We start from the raw sequence: 16,728 nt of genomic DNA, 5'->3' as shown, positions 1-16,728 counted from the left end.
CGCAGAATCGCTGGCGCTTGATAAATCAGGCGAGAAATTCATTATTAGTACAGGTTATTTTTATAAAAAAAGCCTCAACAATCTGTTGAGGCTTTTAGTTTGCAACAAAAAACTATAGCGCTAATAACTGCGGATAAAACTCATTATCTAATTGGGCTATTTGGGTTTGCTCGGTTAGCACGTCAGCCAAAATATTATGGCTAGTTAATGGATTGGCGAGTACGACTCTAAACACGGTTGTGTGCTGTCTTTGATACCTTGCAGGACGAATACGAGTGCGTGATACGAATGATTTACCTTGCTCGCGCTGATGCTTTTGAATGAATTGCGTTAAACCGTCTAAAAGCTCATTAATTTTGGCAACCATTACAAAGTTGTTGTCAGCAATCGCTTCTGTCAGCTTTAACTGTACGGACTGAGGGACATACCGATATGTCAGTAAGCACAGTTCTGGCTGAGTGACTAATTCAAACTCTGAATGCTGTTCAATGAGCTGAGCAAAATAACGCGCTTTTTCTAAGCTGTTATTAATCAAAATTTCATAACCTTCACGACCAATTATTTGCAGGCAAGCGTGTACAAGCATCGCCATGCCAGGACGTGAACCTTCGAGGGTTTGACTGCCTAAATCTTTTGAGCCGACACGTAAAATATATTCCGCATGGTGCGCTATGGTGTGGGCTAACTCTGGATCTTTAAACAACACCATGCCAGCGCCCATAGGCACATACATTTGCTTATGGGCGTCGATAGTCACCGAGTCGGCTAATTCAATCCCCTTAAGTAAATGACGGTACTTATTTGATAATAAACTCGCTCCGCCCCAAGCGGCATCAACATGAAAATGGCAATCCAGTTCGGCGGCCAGTGCAGCTAATTCACACAGCGGGTCAACACTACCGGTTTCTGTTGTACCTGCTACGCCAACAATTGCCATCACTTTTATATTTTGTTGTTGCAGCGCTAACGCGGCATCACGCATGGCATTCACATCGACTTTATTGTTTTCATCAGTTGGAATACTCACTATATTATCTCGACCAATGCTGAGTAAATCCGCGGCTTTCCCTAACGAGTAGTGACCTCGTTCAGACACTAAAATGGCTAAATCATCATAGCCATAATGACGTAGGGCTTTAAGCATGCCTTCACGCCCAACGCCTTTAAAGTCGCCATCGGCTTGCAGTACACGGTTACGAGCTATCCATAACGCAGTGATGTTTGCAACAGTCCCACCCGAACAAAAAGCCCCTAACGAGTGATTAGCACTGTGCATCCATTGCTGATAGAAATGTTCATTTTGGCCATAGGTTAAATGATGCATCATGCCTAAAACTTGGCGCTCTAGCGGGGTAAAGGCTTTTGATGTTTCTATTTTGACTAAATTTTGATTGAGGCCAACCATCATTTTTGACAACGGCAACACAAAGTAGGGCAGTGCTGATGTCATATGGCCTATAAAGCTTGGCGCTGATGTATGCACTGAGTGAGCCACTAAATTTTGCATGATCTCATCTGTGTAATCAGAGACAAAACGCGGTGCTGCAGGAATTTCAAATGCTTTAAAATCTGTTTCGATTTCAGATAATGGTTTTTCTAATGCGGCAATACTGTTACCTAAAAAACCCGCTAGATCTTGCGAAAGCTTTTGTTCAATGATGCTTAAAGTGGAGTTGGCATCTTCCGGCACGGTAAAAATGCGCAGTAAGCTTTGCTCAGATGCATCTGCTTGACGGGGTGTATTTGAGGTCATTTAGGCTTGCCGTAATAATAAAAAAAGCGCCTCAATGAGTATAAGTGCTTGATGAAATCTCGACTTATACCCATTGACGAAATAAGGGGCTAACTTTACTTTATGGCTTAGTTTGCTTCAAGTTTTTATCGTCAATGCTGGCGAGTTAACTTGGGCGTGAGCGTGACATATTTACGTTAATTAATGCTGCGATATTTGCAGAGGTATTGGTTAAATTGATTGCAGCATCAGCCAACACCTGTTCTAAGGTTGCAATACCAGGAATAATAGGAAATATTGCAGTCATCCCTTGCTTGAGCATCGCATTAGCATTATCACCCAAGCAGCCTGCAATCCCGATTACAGGGACACGGTATTGCTGCGCCGTTTGCAACACGCCCATAGGCGTTTTACCAAAGACGGTTTGACCATCAATTCGGCCTTCGCCAGTAATGACCAGTGCCGCGCCTTTACATGCGTCAGCTAATCCAACCGCATTTGCCACTAGGGCAACCCCAGGGCTGAGTCGCCCTTTCAAAAACGCGACTATAGCAAACCCCATTCCACCTGCGGCGCCAGTTCCCGGCATGTTGTCAATTTGGTTATTGTTCCATTGCGGATAAGCCCGCTGTGCAAAGTGCTTCAGCGCGTCATCAAGTTGTGTGACCATCTGTGCAGTCGCGCCTTTTTGCGGACCAAAAATGGCCGACGCGCCTTTGGCACCGCACAAAGGATTATCGACATCGCAAGCAATATCAAATTGACACTCTTTAAGGTGAGGGTGACATTGAGAATCATCTATTTTCGCTAAATCTATTAACCCCGCGCCACCATCATCAATGGCGATACCTGCATGATTAACCAAAGAAAAACCGAGGGCTTTTAGCATACCTGCGCCGGCATCATTGGTGGCGCTGCCCCCTAATCCTATAATGATGTGCCTGATCCCTCGGTTTAATGCATCTTTAATTAGCTCACCTGTACCATAAGAGCTGGTAATGAGTGGATTGCGCTCATTGCGGGCAACTAAATGCAAACCCGATGCAGCAGCCATTTCGATAACGGCTGTCTTAGGCGTATTGTGTGTTGCCCCTAAAATGCCATAAAAGGCGGGCACGATATTGCCTAAAGGCCCCTGAACATTTAAATGAATGATCTCCCCCGCAGTAGCATCGACCATGGCCTGAACCGTACCTTCACCGCCATCGGCCATGGGAACTTTGTGATACTCGGCATCAGGGAACACCTGTTTAAAGCCTTGCTCAATAGCTTCAGCAACTTCCATTGCCGATAAACTTTCTTTAAAGGAGTCGGGGGCGATAACAATTTTCATATGGGCTCTCTATGCTGTTTTACAATAACACTAGGCTAAGAAGATAAACGACAACCATCGCCGTAACGCCTTGAATTAAGGTCGCCATGGTTTGTGCTCTATATGCCTGTTTAACACTCATTCGGCTAAATTGAGTCACTACCCAGAAGAAGCTGTCATTGGCATGGGAGACAGTCATCGCGCCAGCGCCAATAGCCATCACGGTTAATACTCGTCCCATTTCACTTGCTAAGCCTATATCGCCAAGCAATGGCGCGACTAATGCCGATGTGGCAACTAATGCAACCGTTGATGAACCTTGAGCGGACTTTAGCGCCGCCGCGACAATAAACGGCATGAAAATACCAATGCCTAATGCCGATAAACTGCTGCCCAAATAGGTACCAATCTCAGTCGCTTTAAGTACGGCACCAAATGCACCACCTGCGCCGGTAATGAGTAGAATAGGTGCGGCAACCACTAAGCCTTGGCCGATACGGTCACTGAATTCTTTGACTTTTTCATCTGATTTTAACAGTGGTAATGCTAAGGCTAATCCAATCATCAGCGCGTTAACTGGTTGACCTAAAAACATTAAGATGTCGAATAGAGTCTCTTCTCCAACGGGTTTTGACGGGAAGTTGGCAATTGATCCGAAACAAATCAACAAAATGGGAATAAAAATAGGTGCAAAGGCCTTTATTGGGCTAGGCAGTGTGCCATAACTTTGTTTTAGCTGTTCGTAATCTTGCTGCTTAAGCGTATTGAGTTCTTCGGCACCTTCGCCTTCTGGTTGCTCGTTAGCAAAACGATTTGCCCATAGCATTCCAGCAAACGCCGCTATAGCCGCGACAAATACACCCACAGCGATCACTAATCCAAGCTGTGACTCTAAGCCTAAATTTCCTGCAGCAGCAATGGGACCTGGCGTCGGGGGAACAAAGGTGTGCGTCGCATAAAGACCTGAAGCAAGTGCCACACTCATGGACACGCTCGACACTTTCATTCGATTGGCCATCGATTGTTTTAGTGAATTAAGGATCACAAAACCTGAGTCGCAAAAAACGGGAATAGAAACAATGTAACCAATAATAGACATAGTTAGCGTTGGAAAACGTTGGCCGAGCACTTTAATTACCACATCAGCCATCGTAATAGCCGCGCCACTTTTTTCAAGAATAATACCAATAATGGTGCCTAGTACGATGACCAGTCCAATGTAACCTAATATCCCACCAAATCCTGCGGTGATGGTTTTCGCTATGTCACCACTGGGTAACCCATAAGCAAATGCCGCAATAAATGAGGCGAGAATTAAAGTAAGAAAAGGATGGAGTTTAAATTTAGAGGTCGCAATAACAATAAATGCGATGACTCCGATTAGGATCAATATCATGCTCATAGTGTAGGCTCTTGGTTTTTTTAGTGTCGCTATTGAGGGTGGATTATTATTGTTTAAATATAAGCAGAATACTTTGTGCCTAAGTACAAGATAATTGACTAAATATCATCATTGAATTGTGCAAGTGCACAATTATTGTGTTTTTGAACCTTGATTATCCCGATGAGTGAATTAATTGTCCTAGATACAAGCTAAGTAAGCCCTGAAATTGATGCAATTCAATGCCAGTGATTTGGGTTATTTTGTCTAATCGATATCTTAATGTATTGCGATGAATAAACAGACTTTCAGCGCAGGATTTTTGATTGCCGAGGTGGGTGATATAGGCGGCTAAAGTTTTTTGTAATTGCTGGTTTTTGTCAACTTTCACCAGTTTCAAATAGGGCGCAACTAAAGAGTCTCCGAGCCAGTGGTGGCGAAAATCGGCCATTAAAATCGGGATGCTGTAATTTTCATAAAGGTATTTTGATTTATTGGGATGAATTTTTTTTCCGATAGCAAGGGTTTCTTGGGCGGTACAATAAGAGTGCGCAATGCTTAACTCATCGGTAAAGTAATGACCTAATGCAATGGTAAAATTCAGCTGCATATTGGCGGGTATACGCTGCATTAATTTATCAATACGTTGGTTCTCTAGCTCAGGGTTCCATTGTTTTCCATCCAGAAAAGCAGGTTTTAAAATGACTAATTGCGTTAATGATGTCATCGCAACTAAATTGTCCCTATCTGGATTTTGCAGCAGGTACATGATTTGTTTTAAGGTTTCACTGTGTTGATGTTGTTGCTGATTGGGAGCGATCTCAATAATCGCTACCACTCGCGGCTTATCAAGATTGATATCAAGTTGTAATGCCCATTGCTTCAGGTTTGGAAGACTGGTGGTATCTGCTTTTATCAGCTGTAAGATAAATTCTTCTTTTTGGCGGTTTTGCCATTGCAGTTGTTGTTGCAATGTTGCTTGCTCGACAATCATTTCAGCGGTCATTTTCAGTAACTCACCGAATTGCTTGATACTTTCAGGTTGGCCTGTAATGCCGATAACCCCAATAATTTCACCGTGATAATGCAGTGGTAAATTTAAGCCGGGTTTAACACCATGCAGACTCGAGGCAACATCATGGTTAATGGCCACATCTCTATTTTGGCTTATCGCCAGTAATGCGCCTTCATGTACCGTATCAATGCGGTACTTATCACCAGAACCTAAAATGACGCCCTGTGCGTTCATCACATTGATATTATGCCCAATGATCTTCATGGTGCGGTTAACAATTTTCTGCGCTAGGGCATGATTAAGTTGGAACATAAGAATGCGGTTTGATTGATAGGTTAGATACGCAGTTTATGAGCATTTGCACAAATTGTATATGTTGATGATGTCAAGCGCTTAGTTTGGGTTTAGTGTTGGCCGCGTCAGCCATTGAATATGTTTAAAGACACAAAACATCGAATTTTGATCAAATTAATCGACATACTTTGCCCCTAAGGTTGTAGATTTATGCTAGTATTACACGCTATTTTTTGTGCTTTTTTAATTAATACTACTTATTAAACTTATCGATAAATTTAATAAAACTACTAGTTTGAACAAGTGCACCTCGCTGTTTTTATGGGAGACATTATGTCTATTAAGACAAGTATCAACCCGCCAGTATTTTTCTCTTCAGTTATTCTTATCGCTTCCATGGTTTTGTTATGTGCCATAGTGCCGACAGAAGCTAGCCAATTCTTCAAATCAGTTCAGCACTGGTTAGAAGTGAAAGCGGGCTGGATGTATATATTAGGCGTTGCAATTTTTTTAGTGTTTATCATTTTTGTGATGATGAGCCGCTTTGGCGACATCAAATTGGGGCCTGAACATGCAGTGCCCGATTATAGTTATAAAAGTTGGATAGCCATGCTGTTTTCAGCCGGTATGGGGATTGGACTGATGTTTTTTGGCGTGGCAGAGCCGGTAATGCATTATTTGGCTCCACCGGATGCAACACCAGAATCAATCCAAGCGGCGAAAGATGCGTTAAAAATTACCTTTTTCCACTGGGGGATTCATGCCTGGGCCATTTATGCCGTAGTGGCATTATCATTGGCATATTTTTCTTATCGACATAAGTTACCGTTATTACCGCGTTCAGCGTTATATCCGCTGATCGGTGAGAAAATTTATGGGCCGATTGGCCATGCGGTAGATACGTTTGCAGTATTGGGCACTATGTTTGGTGTGGCAACCTCATTAGGTTTTGGTGTGCTGCAGATCAATTCAGGGCTGAGTTATCTGATCGATGGCCTGCCTAACAACACCACAGTGCAGGTGGTGTTAATTGTGATTATTACCGCTATTGCCACCTTATCGGTTTTTTCAGGTTTAGATAAAGGCGTAAAGCGCTTAAGCGAATTAAACCTCGGCTTGGCATTTTTATTGATGTTATCGGTGCTATTACTTGGGCCGACGGTGATGTTACTGCAATCCTTTGTGCAAAATACCGGTGGATATTTAAGTGATATCGTCGGTAAAACCTTTAATCTTTATGCTTATGAGCAAAAGGATGATTGGATTGGTGGCTGGACCTTGCTTTACTGGGGCTGGTGGATTTCATGGTCACCATTTGTGGGTACCTTTATTGCACGCGTCAGTCGTGGTAGAACGATCCGTGAATTCTTAATCGGGGTATTGTTTGTTCCCTCTGCTATCACTTTTTTATGGATGACGGTATTTGGTAATACGGCAATCGATGCAATCGCGAATCATGGCGCGACTTATTTATCAGAAGCGGTATCGAGTGATGTCTCGGTTGCCTTATTTAAGTTCTTTGAGCACATGCCATTCTCGACCGTGTTGTCGATCATCGCAGTATGTTTGGTGGTGACATTCTTTGTAACTTCATCTGATTCAGGCTCATTGGTTATTGATAACCTCACTTCAGGTGGCGATAACAATGCCCCAGTGTGGCAGCGGATATTTTGGGCGGTATTGCAAGGCGTTGTGGCATCGGTATTATTGGTAGCAGGTGGATTACAGGCACTGCAAACCGCAGCAATAGCCAGTGCGATGCCATTTTTACTTGTGATGTTATTAATGTGCGCCGGCCTGTATAAAGCGTTAAAAGATGACTGGCTGAAAATCAACAGTGTGCAATCACACAATACCAGCGTGCAATATGTTAAAGCCAATATGACCTGGCAAGATAGGCTTGATGTTTTGGTGTCGATGCCTACCCGAGAAGACGCACAAACCTTTATTGATACCATAGCGCAGCCAGCATTAAGAGAGGTGCGGGCGACGCTAATCAAAAAAGGCCAGTTAGCCGATATCATCTTTAAAGATGAACGAGTGCGTTTGGTTATTGGCCCAGACGATCCTTTGTCTTTTGTGTATGGTCTTCGCTTACGTGCGTTTACCGTGACAGGAACAACCGAAGAAAATATCGACTCGGAACAGGCTTATTATCGCGTTGAAGTGTTTTTAGAACACGGCGGTCAACAGTATGATGTGATGGGCTATACCCAAGATCAAATCACCGCGGATATTGTGACCCAATATGAACGCTATCTTCATTATTTGCATTTATCCCATGCGGAACTTGTCGATTAATAGACGATAAATAATGCGCTTTTGTGCATTAGCAAAACAAATTCATTGCCCCAAGCGATAAGCCTTATTATCCTTGGGGTAATTTTTTGGTGGTGAGGTTAAGGCAAACATGGCTGGCGAGAGCAAATTAGATAAAGTATTGGCGGAAGCAAGAGAGTACAAAGCCAAGCGTGAAACGGGATATCGTGAACAGGCGCTCAAGCTTTACCCTTGGGTTTGTGGCCGCTGTACTCGCGAGTTCACCCATAAAAATTTGAGTGAATTAACAGTGCATCACCGAGATCATAATCATGATAATAACCCATCTGATGGCACTAACTGGGAGCTATTGTGTTTATATTGTCATGATAATGAGCATTCGCGTTTTGAAGAGCTTATTCGTTACGGTAGCACGACAGAAACTAAACAAGATGCAGCAACATATAACCCGTTTGCTGATCTGAAAGCGATGATGAAAAAATAGTATTAATTTGTTGCTTTTGCACACTTCAACACAAGTGATTCGTCCGGTTGAAGTGTGTTTACTTACTTTGATTCTTGGTGCAAAATCGGAGGCGGTTCAGGTGAACATCAGGCCTAAAGCGAGTTACTTCCAGCCTTGAATCCACCGCAGGGGATCGGTTAATTCTTGCCAGTTTATTGGTATAACCCGTTTTGACATCACCGCTTCTATCTCGCAGTTCAACACAACACCTTGCTCATCAAACTCAATATCCGTGACCAAAAAATGTTTTTCTTTATTTGTCGGTTTCACAGCTGTCCACTTACTGTTGAGTAACTTAGCCGGATTAATTTTGTTCATCGAGACACCTGATTATTAAACGTGATAACACATGTTTAAATAAGTCTTTTTTCAGCTTCAAGCCATTTAGCTCTAGACAATGTCTGGTTATTTTCGCTATCCGAAAATTGCACTTTTCGGGCTTCAAGCTGATCCAAAATATGTTTTTTTTGCTCGTCACTGGCAGATGACCAAACGACAATCTCATCAATATGACGATAGCAGCCCATGCAATAATCATCTTCATTTAGGCCACATCGGGCAACACAAGGGGAGTGCATTTGCATTTACCTATTTGTGATACGTTTAACTTCGGGTTATTGGCTCAATATTATCATGTTTAAAATTGAGCTGTTACAATTACGCATATTCAATTGAAAGTGTTTTATTTGATCATGGCTGAAAAAAAACGAGTGACGACGCCCAGTACACCTTTAAGTCAATATAATGCGTTAACGCAAACTGGTGATTCAGAACCGCACTCTCAGTCTCATCACCATAACCATAACCAAGCCGCCTATGCGCAGCGTTTGTCGCAATTATCAAATTTACTCACCGCGACTCAAGACTTATGGCAAGTTGTAGCCTTTGATTGTCAGCAACTACCCTGGCAGCAACGCTTCCCTTTATTGGCTGATACAGTGGCTAACATAGCCGATGAAAATATCGATGCACTCGATAATGCCCCGGACACTTTGTTAGCGCTATTACTGCCATCACTTGAGCAAGACATGCAGGCGTCACCTCAAGCTAACATTACTGATTTGTTACCTCTGCTTGGCGCTAAGATGAACCAAAGTCTTGCTACGCAAGCCGACGTATCTTTAGATGATGCTGGATTAAGTCATTTTAGCGCCCACATAAAAGGGCGTAAGTGGCAACAAATTACCGCGTTTACAGCGCAGGTATTTAGCCATGATGATAGCCAGCTACCCATACTTGAGTGGTGCGCAGGCAAAGGGCACTTAGGCAGATTGATTGCCAAAACCCAAGATCGTAAAGTGACAAGTTTAGAGTGGCAGCAAGTGCTGTGTCAGCAAGGTCAAACTTTTGCTGATAAATGGCAGCTGGCCCAAAAATTTGTGTGTGCAGATGCCTTTGCCGATTTAGCCCAAGACCACAACGCTTTGCCAATTAAGCAGCCTCAACATGCTGTAGCCTTGCATGCCTGTGGTGATTTGCATGTTCGATTAATACGTATAGCCAGTGAGGTGGGAACAGAAAAACTATCCATTTCACCCTGTTGTTATCATTTGATCCAAAGTCATGAATATCAACCCCTTTCAGCGAGCGCTAAAGCGGCGCGTTTTCAGTTGTCACGCCATGATCTACAACTACCATTACAACAAAGCGTGATAGCTAACGATAGGCAAAATGCCCTACGTAAACAAGAAGTCATGTGGCGCTTAGGCTTTGATAGTTTGCAGCGGGTGATACGTCAGTGCGACGAATACTTACCCGTACCGACCATAAAGCAAAGCCAATTAAGTGGTAGCTTTGAAGATTTTTGCCGATGGGCTGCGACGCAAAAGCAGCTAGTGTTGCCTGATAATGTGATTTATGACGATTATCTTCAGCAAGGAAAAATACGACAAAAGCTGACCCAACGAATTGATCTAGTCAGGCACCTATTTAGACAAGCAATTGAGCAATGGTTATTACTCGACAGAGTTTGCTACTTAATTGAACATCACTATCACGTAAAGTTGACTGATTTTTGCGCAAGTGAAATCACCCCAAGAAATGCCTTAATCCATGCCGAGAAAATACATTTGGTTTAAATTTTACTATTAAGCTTTTGTTTAGACTGTTTTATTTTAGAAAAATCTGATTGATTCAGTTATCTAGTGAAAACAAAACGCACAACAATCGAATAATTAAATACGAAAACCCGCCGAGTTTTAACGGTTTTTTATTGCAGTTTTAAGCCATTCTTGTTCAAATGTCGGGCTAATAGTGAATTACAATAATCAAACCGCCAAACAGCGATGTCAATGTAACGACATTTAGGTCAAAATGATCCTTTGATTTGGATAATAAATCCAAGTTTGAGTGGTATTGAGTAAAAGTGAACAAATGGTTTAATGAAATACTCTCGTGTGTTTATCAATAGCCTAGCTTATGAGCTAGCACCTCAAGTTGTCTCAAGTCTAGATCTAGAATCTCGTCTTGCGCCTTTATATAAAAAGTTTCGTATTCCTATGGGGCAACTTGCTGCCTTAACGGGGATCACTGAGCGTCGTTGGTGGCCAAAAGGATATCGTTTATCAGACGGTGCTATTGCTGCGGCGACCAAAGCGATGAACGAAACAGGCATTAACGTAAGTGACTTAGGTGCTGTGGTTTACACAGGTGTGTGTCGAGACCAACACGAACCTGCAACCGCGTGTCGAATAGCCGCTGAACTTGGGGTATCAAAAGATACCGCGATTTACGATATCAGTAATGCTTGTCTTGGTGTGTTATCGGGTATTTTAGACATCGCTAATCGTATCGAGCTTGGTCAAATTAAAGCCGGCATGGTGGTGTCATGTGAATCCGCTCGCGATATTGTTGAAGCAACTATTGATCACATGTTAGCTGAACCGACAATGCAAAATTTTGCTCAGTCATTGGCAACCTTAACCGGTGGTTCAGGTGCTATCGCAGTAATTTTAACCGATGGCAGCTTATCGCTTAAAAACACTCGCCAACATCAACTTCTTGGCGCAAGCCATTTATCGGCACCCGAGCATCACAACCTATGTGAATGGGGCTTACAAGAAGCCGGTCATATGCTGTACCGTGAATTTATGCGAACCGATGCCGTGACTTTATTAAAAGAAGGCGTTGATTTAGCCAAGCACACCTGGGACCATTTTTTAGCCCAGCGTGATTGGGTAGTGGAACAAGTTGATAAAGTCATTTGTCATCAGGTTGGCGCGTCAAACCGTAAACAGGTGCTTAGCGCGTTAAATATTCCACAAGAAAAAGAATATCCGACCTACCAAACCCTTGGCAATATGGGCACAGTATCGTTACCCGTAACGGCGGCTATTGCCCACGATGTTGGCTTTTTACGTCAAGGCGATCAGGTCAGCTTTTTAGGAATAGGCAGTGGTTTGAACTGCATGATGTTAGGGCTTAAGTGGTAACACTCCCTTACTAATTGAACAAAAAATAACACATATTCAATAGGACACATCATGACGTCGCACACACAACAGTTACAGTCATTACTGCCATTTGAAAGCCATTTTTTAGATAGAAATGGCCATCAGTTACACTATATTAATGAAGGCCAGGGCGAACCTGTTGTTATGGTTCATGGTAACCCAAGCTGGTGCTATTACTTTCGCAATTTAGTCAGTGCGCTTAGTGTTAACCATCAGTGTATTGTGCCTGATCATATTGGTTGTGGTATATCCGACAAACCCAACGATCCCGATTATGATTACACCCTAAACAATCGTATTGATGATTTAGAAGCCCTATTAGACAATTTAGGCATTACTGAGAACATCACCTTAGTATGTCATGATTGGGGCGGGATGATCGGGACAGGATTTGCTGCACGTCACCCTGAGCGCATTAAGCGCCTAGTGTATTTGAATACCGCAGCGTTTCATTTACCTAAGTCTAAACCGTTTCCTTGGGCCTTATGGATTTGCCGTGAAACCTTGTTAGGCACCTTATTAGTGCGTGGTTTAAATGCATTTTCTTCAGCGGCGTCTTACGTGGGTGTTAAGCGTAAACCCATGGATAAAGCCGTGCGTGAAGCCTATGTTGCGCCATTTAATTCGTGGAAAAATCGTATTTCTACAATCCGTTTTGTGCAGGATATCCCATTAAAGCCAGGTGACCGTAACTTTGATTTAGTCACCGACATTGGTGATAGCCTAGCTAAGTTTGCGGATGTGCCCACCTTGATTTGTTTTGGTTTACAAGATTTTGTGTTTGATAAACATTTTTTAGCAGAGTGGCGAGTGCGTATGCCCCATGCGGAAGTTCATGAGTTTGCAGACTGTGGACATTATATTTTAGAAGATGCCAGTGACGATGTGATTGGGCTGATTCAAGGTTTTATCAAGCAAAACTAAAGGCTCTTCGGAGCCTTTTTTATTAAAGACTGAGGCGTTTTGCCATTTATTACGGCAAATTGATTTAATTGGCATTATTTTTATTCCACTTTGATTAAGTAACTTAGCTATTTATGACTCATTCAACACTTTTACCTGATCCCACTGCTGATCAGCACATGCAAACCCACGCAGTAACTGAATATGCTAATTTGTGTCAGCATCTCGTGAATGCTGCTCTGCATAGCCCTGATTTATTAGCAGTTGCAGTACAACAGGCTAAAGATAACGGACAATATCAGTATCAAGAGCTAACCTTTGCCGAACTCGATAAGCAATCTGATGAGTTGGCTTATAAACTGAATGCCGCAGGTATTAAGCAAGGTATGAAAGCGGTATTAATGGTGACGCCTAGTATCGCTTTTTTTAATCTCACTTTTGCGCTGTTTAAAGCCGGAATCATTCCCATTTTAGTTGATCCAGGCATGGGAGTTAGCAATTTAAAACAATGCTTTATTGAAGCCAAACCCGATGCCTTTATCGGCATCCCCAAAGCTCACATTGCCAGGCGATTGCTTGGCTGGGGCAAGGGTTCTGTTAAGTATTGCATTAATGTCGGCGGTAATCGTATTCAACGCTGGCTGGCGGGGTGCCTTAGTATTGAGTCGTTAAAACAAATTAATGGTACCCAGTACAATCGTTACCCTATGGTGAAATTAGCCGAAGACCAAATGGCCGCCATACTGTTTACCAGCGGCAGTACCGGCACGCCCAAAGGCGTGGTATACAGCCATAAAATGTTTGAAGCGCAAATCAGTGCTTTAAAATACGATTACGGCATTAATGTTGGCGAGCGCGATCTAGCGACTTTTCCGCTGTTTTCGTTATTTGGCCCCGCCTTAGGCATGGCGTCAATTGTGCCAGATATGGATGCCAGCAAACCTATTACCGCGGAGCCTAAACACTTATTTGCCGCAATCTCGCAGTATCAATGCAGTAATATGTTTGTTAACCCTGCACTACTTGAGCGATTAGGGCAGGCGGGAGAGCAAACTCAACATAAGCTGACTTCAGTAAAGCGGGTAATTTCAGCCGGCGCGCCAGCAACCATTTCATCGATTAAACTTTTCAGTAAAATGCTTGAGCCTAACGTCGAAGTGCTTAACTCCTATGGCGCTACCGAGTCGTTACCCATCAGTAAAATTGCCAGTAGCGCATTATTCACCACCACAGATAAAACCGATCAAGGCGCAGGCATTTGTGTTGGGCAGGCCATTGAGGGGGTTGAAATAGCGATAATTGATATCGTTGAGCAACCTATCGCGCACTGGACAGACGATTTAAGCTTACCTGTAAACCATATTGGTGAAATTGTGGTTAAAGGTGCGATGGTCAGCCAAGCTTACTATCAACGCGATAGCGCCACCGCCGGAGCAAAAATACCAGATGGCACGCAAATGCGCCACCGTATGGGCGATGTTGGTTATCTAGATGAGAATAACCACCTGTGGATGTGTGGCCGCAAAGCCCACTGTGTGGATGCAAATGTAAAAGGGCAATTTGAAAAACGTTATTTTTCAATACCCTGTGAACGAGTCTTTAATACCCATGAGCAAGTGAAACGTTCAGCATTAGTGCCAGTGACGATTGATGGCAACGTACTGCCTTTAGTGTGTATCGAACTGCATAAAGGGGTGGTGTGCTCTACCTCAAAAGTGCTTTATCAGGCCTTACTCGAACTTGCTAATGCCCATCCACATACCCAGGGGATAAGCCGCTTTTTAATTCATCCAGAATTTCCGGTTGATGTGCGTCATAATGCTAAAATATTTCGTGAAAAATTAGCCGTTTGGGCTCAAAAGCAATGGAAAGAATAATGGCTGAACAACACACTATGCTGAGTGATTATCCTATTGAAGAACAAGTTGCACTCAATCAACTTAACCAAAAGGTGACTAAGGCTTTTGTTACTGGGGCAGGAGGGTTTTTAGGGTTTGCCATTTGCAAACGACTAATTGCAGCGGGTATTGCCGTAGTCGGCTTTGCAAGAAGTGACTACCCCCAATTAACTCAAATGGGCGTGCAGGTTATTCAAGGTGATATTGCTAACGCTGAGCAAGTCACAGCGGCGATGCAGGGTTGTGATTTGGTTTTTCATGTCGCCTCTAAGGCCGGAGTGTGGGGCAGTAAGCAAAGCTATTTCTCACCTAACGTTGACGGCGCAAATAACATTATTAAGGCTTGTCAGCGTTTAAATATTCAATATTTAATTTATACCAGCACCCCAAGTGTGACGTTTGCTGGCCAAGACGAAAATGGTATCAATGAGCAAGCGCCCTATGCTGGTCAGTATTTGAATTATTATGGCGAGTCAAAAGCGATTGCTGAAAAAAGCATGCTTGCGGCGAACAGCCCAAGTTTAAAAACCACCGCCTTAAGGCCACATCTTATTTGGGGGCCGAATGATCCTCATTTGGTGCCTCGGGTGATTGAGCGAGCCAAAGCAGGGCGATTAAAATTGGTAGGTAAGCAGGATAAGTTAGTCGATACCATTTATGTGGATAATGCGGCCTATGCCCATATTCTTGCGGCGGTTGATTTAACCTCTGTGGCTAAATCTGCAGGTAAAGCATATTTTTTAAGCAATGACCAACCTATTACCATGGCACAAATGCTCAATAAAATATTAGCCTGTGTCGATTTACCGCCGGTAACCAAACGTGTGCCAGCAAGATTAGCTTATGGGGTTGGAGCACTGCTTGAGTCGGTTTATTTGGCATTAAATAAAGCCGAAGAACCCATCATGACAAAGTTTGTGGCTAAGCAGTTATCAACCAGCCACTATTTTGATATTAGTGCCGCGAAACAAGACTTAGGTTATCAGCCATTGGTATCAATCGATGAAGGCATGTTACGCCTAAAGCAATCTTTATAATCGGTAAAACATCCATACTTTAGTGTAATTTACCCAAGCAGGTTTTAAGTTATGATGGCGCAGTTAACATCAGCGTAAGTGTAAAAACTGTGTCAGCGCAAAAAACTGGGTCAGCACAGTCAGCGCAAAAGTCAGTATCAGCTTGTTATTGGGTGATAGCGCGAAATTTTTACCAAAGTGATATAAATCAATAATATTAACAGCAAGTTAAACAATGCTGAGGCTATTTGGGATATTGGCTTGGTACTCATGCTTGTGCTCAAAGCTAAAACTAGCGCTCAAAGCTAAAACCAAAGCTAAAACGAGTGCTCAAAACTATAGGGAAATAGTGTAATGAATATTAAGGCAATGGCAGTAACCAGTTTTAGTACACTCAAGCATTGCAGTGTGATGTTATTGCTAACGAGTGTAGCAATAGTGCAAACAGGCCATGCAATTCCATTAAATGCGCAACTTGAAGCGGCTTATGCCAAGCAAGAACGCCTCCAATCTAATCCGTTAATTGGTACATGGCAGCTAGTCTCAGGTCAATATCTTGATGAAAAGCAGCAATGGGTTGATTACCAACATCTTAATTTACGTTCAATCAAAATCATTTCAGATAGTCATTTTAGCTTCACCACCATTAAAGATGTGCAAGGCAGTAAACAATTTTGGGCCGCTGGTACTGGTACTTATCAATTTAGCGACAAATATTATATTGAAACCCCAGAGCTTAATTCATTTGGGGTAGCAGAAGGCGCGGCGTTTAAATTTGAATACACCCTCAAGCAAGACAAGCTATTCACTAAACGGATTGAAAACGGTGTGTTGAAAGAGCAGGAAGTGTGGCAGCGTATTTAAGTCAAAATGCGTGATGTGGATTTATTAAAGGTGGGCGGAATGGTTAATTTATATAAACTGAGTCTATTAAATCCAC

At 42.9% G+C, this 16,728-nt stretch carries 14 protein-coding genes; 8 read left to right on the top strand and 6 right to left on the bottom strand.

The features are described 5' to 3' along the window. Positions 1–112: 112 nt before the first annotated feature. From panP to ORI98_RS05550, 4 genes are all read right to left on the bottom strand, one after another. Positions 113–1,753, bottom strand: coding sequence for a pyridoxal-dependent aspartate 1-decarboxylase PanP (gene panP, locus ORI98_RS05565; RefSeq protein ID WP_306134569.1), 1,641 nt, complete (start codon positions 1,751–1,753; stop codon positions 113–115). 145 nt (positions 1,754–1,898) lie between these two features. Continuing rightward, complete coding sequence (locus tag ORI98_RS05560; protein WP_306134568.1) at positions 1,899–3,065, bottom strand: glycerate kinase; 1,167 nt, start codon at positions 3,063–3,065, stop codon at positions 1,899–1,901. 19 nt (positions 3,066–3,084) lie between these two features. After that, entirely contained in the window at positions 3,085–4,446 is a 1,362-nt protein-coding gene (locus ORI98_RS05555; RefSeq protein WP_306134567.1) for a GntP family permease, read from the bottom strand. A gap of 154 nt (positions 4,447–4,600) precedes the next feature. Next, positions 4,601–5,752: a sugar diacid recognition domain-containing protein gene (locus ORI98_RS05550; protein ID WP_306134566.1), complete on the bottom strand. Its 1,152-nt coding sequence runs from the start codon at positions 5,750–5,752 to the stop codon at positions 4,601–4,603. Between the two features lie 315 nt (positions 5,753–6,067). Here ORI98_RS05550 and ORI98_RS05545 point away from each other — a divergent pair, with 315 nt between their 5' ends. Further along, positions 6,068–8,035 (top strand): BCCT family transporter, encoded by a 1,968-nt coding sequence (locus ORI98_RS05545; protein ID WP_306134565.1) that lies wholly within the window; start codon positions 6,068–6,070, stop codon positions 8,033–8,035. A gap of 109 nt (positions 8,036–8,144) precedes the next feature. After that, positions 8,145–8,498: a YajD family HNH nuclease gene (locus ORI98_RS05540; RefSeq protein WP_188843541.1), complete on the top strand. Its 354-nt coding sequence runs from the start codon at positions 8,145–8,147 to the stop codon at positions 8,496–8,498. Between the two features lie 123 nt (positions 8,499–8,621). Here the strand turns inward: ORI98_RS05540 and ORI98_RS05535 are convergent, their stop codons facing one another. Together ORI98_RS05535 and ORI98_RS05530 are read right to left on the bottom strand one after the other, a co-directional pair. After that, positions 8,622–8,837 (bottom strand): TIGR02450 family Trp-rich protein, encoded by a 216-nt coding sequence (locus ORI98_RS05535; protein WP_306134564.1) that lies wholly within the window; start codon positions 8,835–8,837, stop codon positions 8,622–8,624. A gap of 35 nt (positions 8,838–8,872) precedes the next feature. Then, a complete protein-coding gene (locus ORI98_RS05530; protein WP_306134563.1) occupies positions 8,873–9,097 on the bottom strand; it encodes a DUF1289 domain-containing protein in 225 nt (74 codons plus the stop codon). Between the two features lie 114 nt (positions 9,098–9,211). Between ORI98_RS05530 and ORI98_RS05525 the strand changes: the two genes are divergently transcribed. From ORI98_RS05525 to ORI98_RS05500, 6 genes are all read left to right on the top strand, one after another. Continuing rightward, complete coding sequence (locus ORI98_RS05525; RefSeq protein WP_306134561.1) at positions 9,212–10,597, top strand: methyltransferase; 1,386 nt, start codon at positions 9,212–9,214, stop codon at positions 10,595–10,597. Between the two features lie 303 nt (positions 10,598–10,900). Beyond that, a complete protein-coding gene (locus ORI98_RS05520) occupies positions 10,901–11,950 on the top strand; it encodes a 3-oxoacyl-ACP synthase III (RefSeq protein ID WP_261299443.1) in 1,050 nt (349 codons plus the stop codon). 51 nt (positions 11,951–12,001) lie between these two features. Next, entirely contained in the window at positions 12,002–12,895 is an 894-nt protein-coding gene (locus ORI98_RS05515; protein ID WP_261299442.1) for an alpha/beta fold hydrolase, read from the top strand. A gap of 158 nt (positions 12,896–13,053) precedes the next feature. Further along, on the top strand, positions 13,054–14,751 hold the full coding sequence (oleC, locus tag ORI98_RS05510; protein ID WP_306134683.1) for an olefin beta-lactone synthetase: 1,698 nt from the start codon (positions 13,054–13,056) through the stop codon (positions 14,749–14,751). Continuing rightward, positions 14,751–15,809, top strand: a complete 1,059-nt coding sequence (gene oleD / locus ORI98_RS05505; RefSeq protein ID WP_306134560.1) for a 2-alkyl-3-oxoalkanoate reductase — start codon at positions 14,751–14,753, stop codon at positions 15,807–15,809. Before oleC ends, oleD begins: the two co-directional genes overlap by 1 nt. Positions 15,810–16,142: 333 nt before the next feature. Next, positions 16,143–16,652: a hypothetical protein gene (locus tag ORI98_RS05500; protein ID WP_306134559.1), complete on the top strand. Its 510-nt coding sequence runs from the start codon at positions 16,143–16,145 to the stop codon at positions 16,650–16,652. Positions 16,653–16,728 lie beyond the last annotated feature (76 nt).

This window comes from Shewanella sp. ULN5 (genome assembly GCF_030731885.1).
Lineage (GTDB): Bacteria > Pseudomonadota > Gammaproteobacteria > Enterobacterales > Shewanellaceae > Shewanella > Shewanella holmiensis.
The sequence above is the reverse complement of the archived record's forward strand: the minus strand, read 5'-3'. Positions and strand labels throughout refer to the sequence as shown.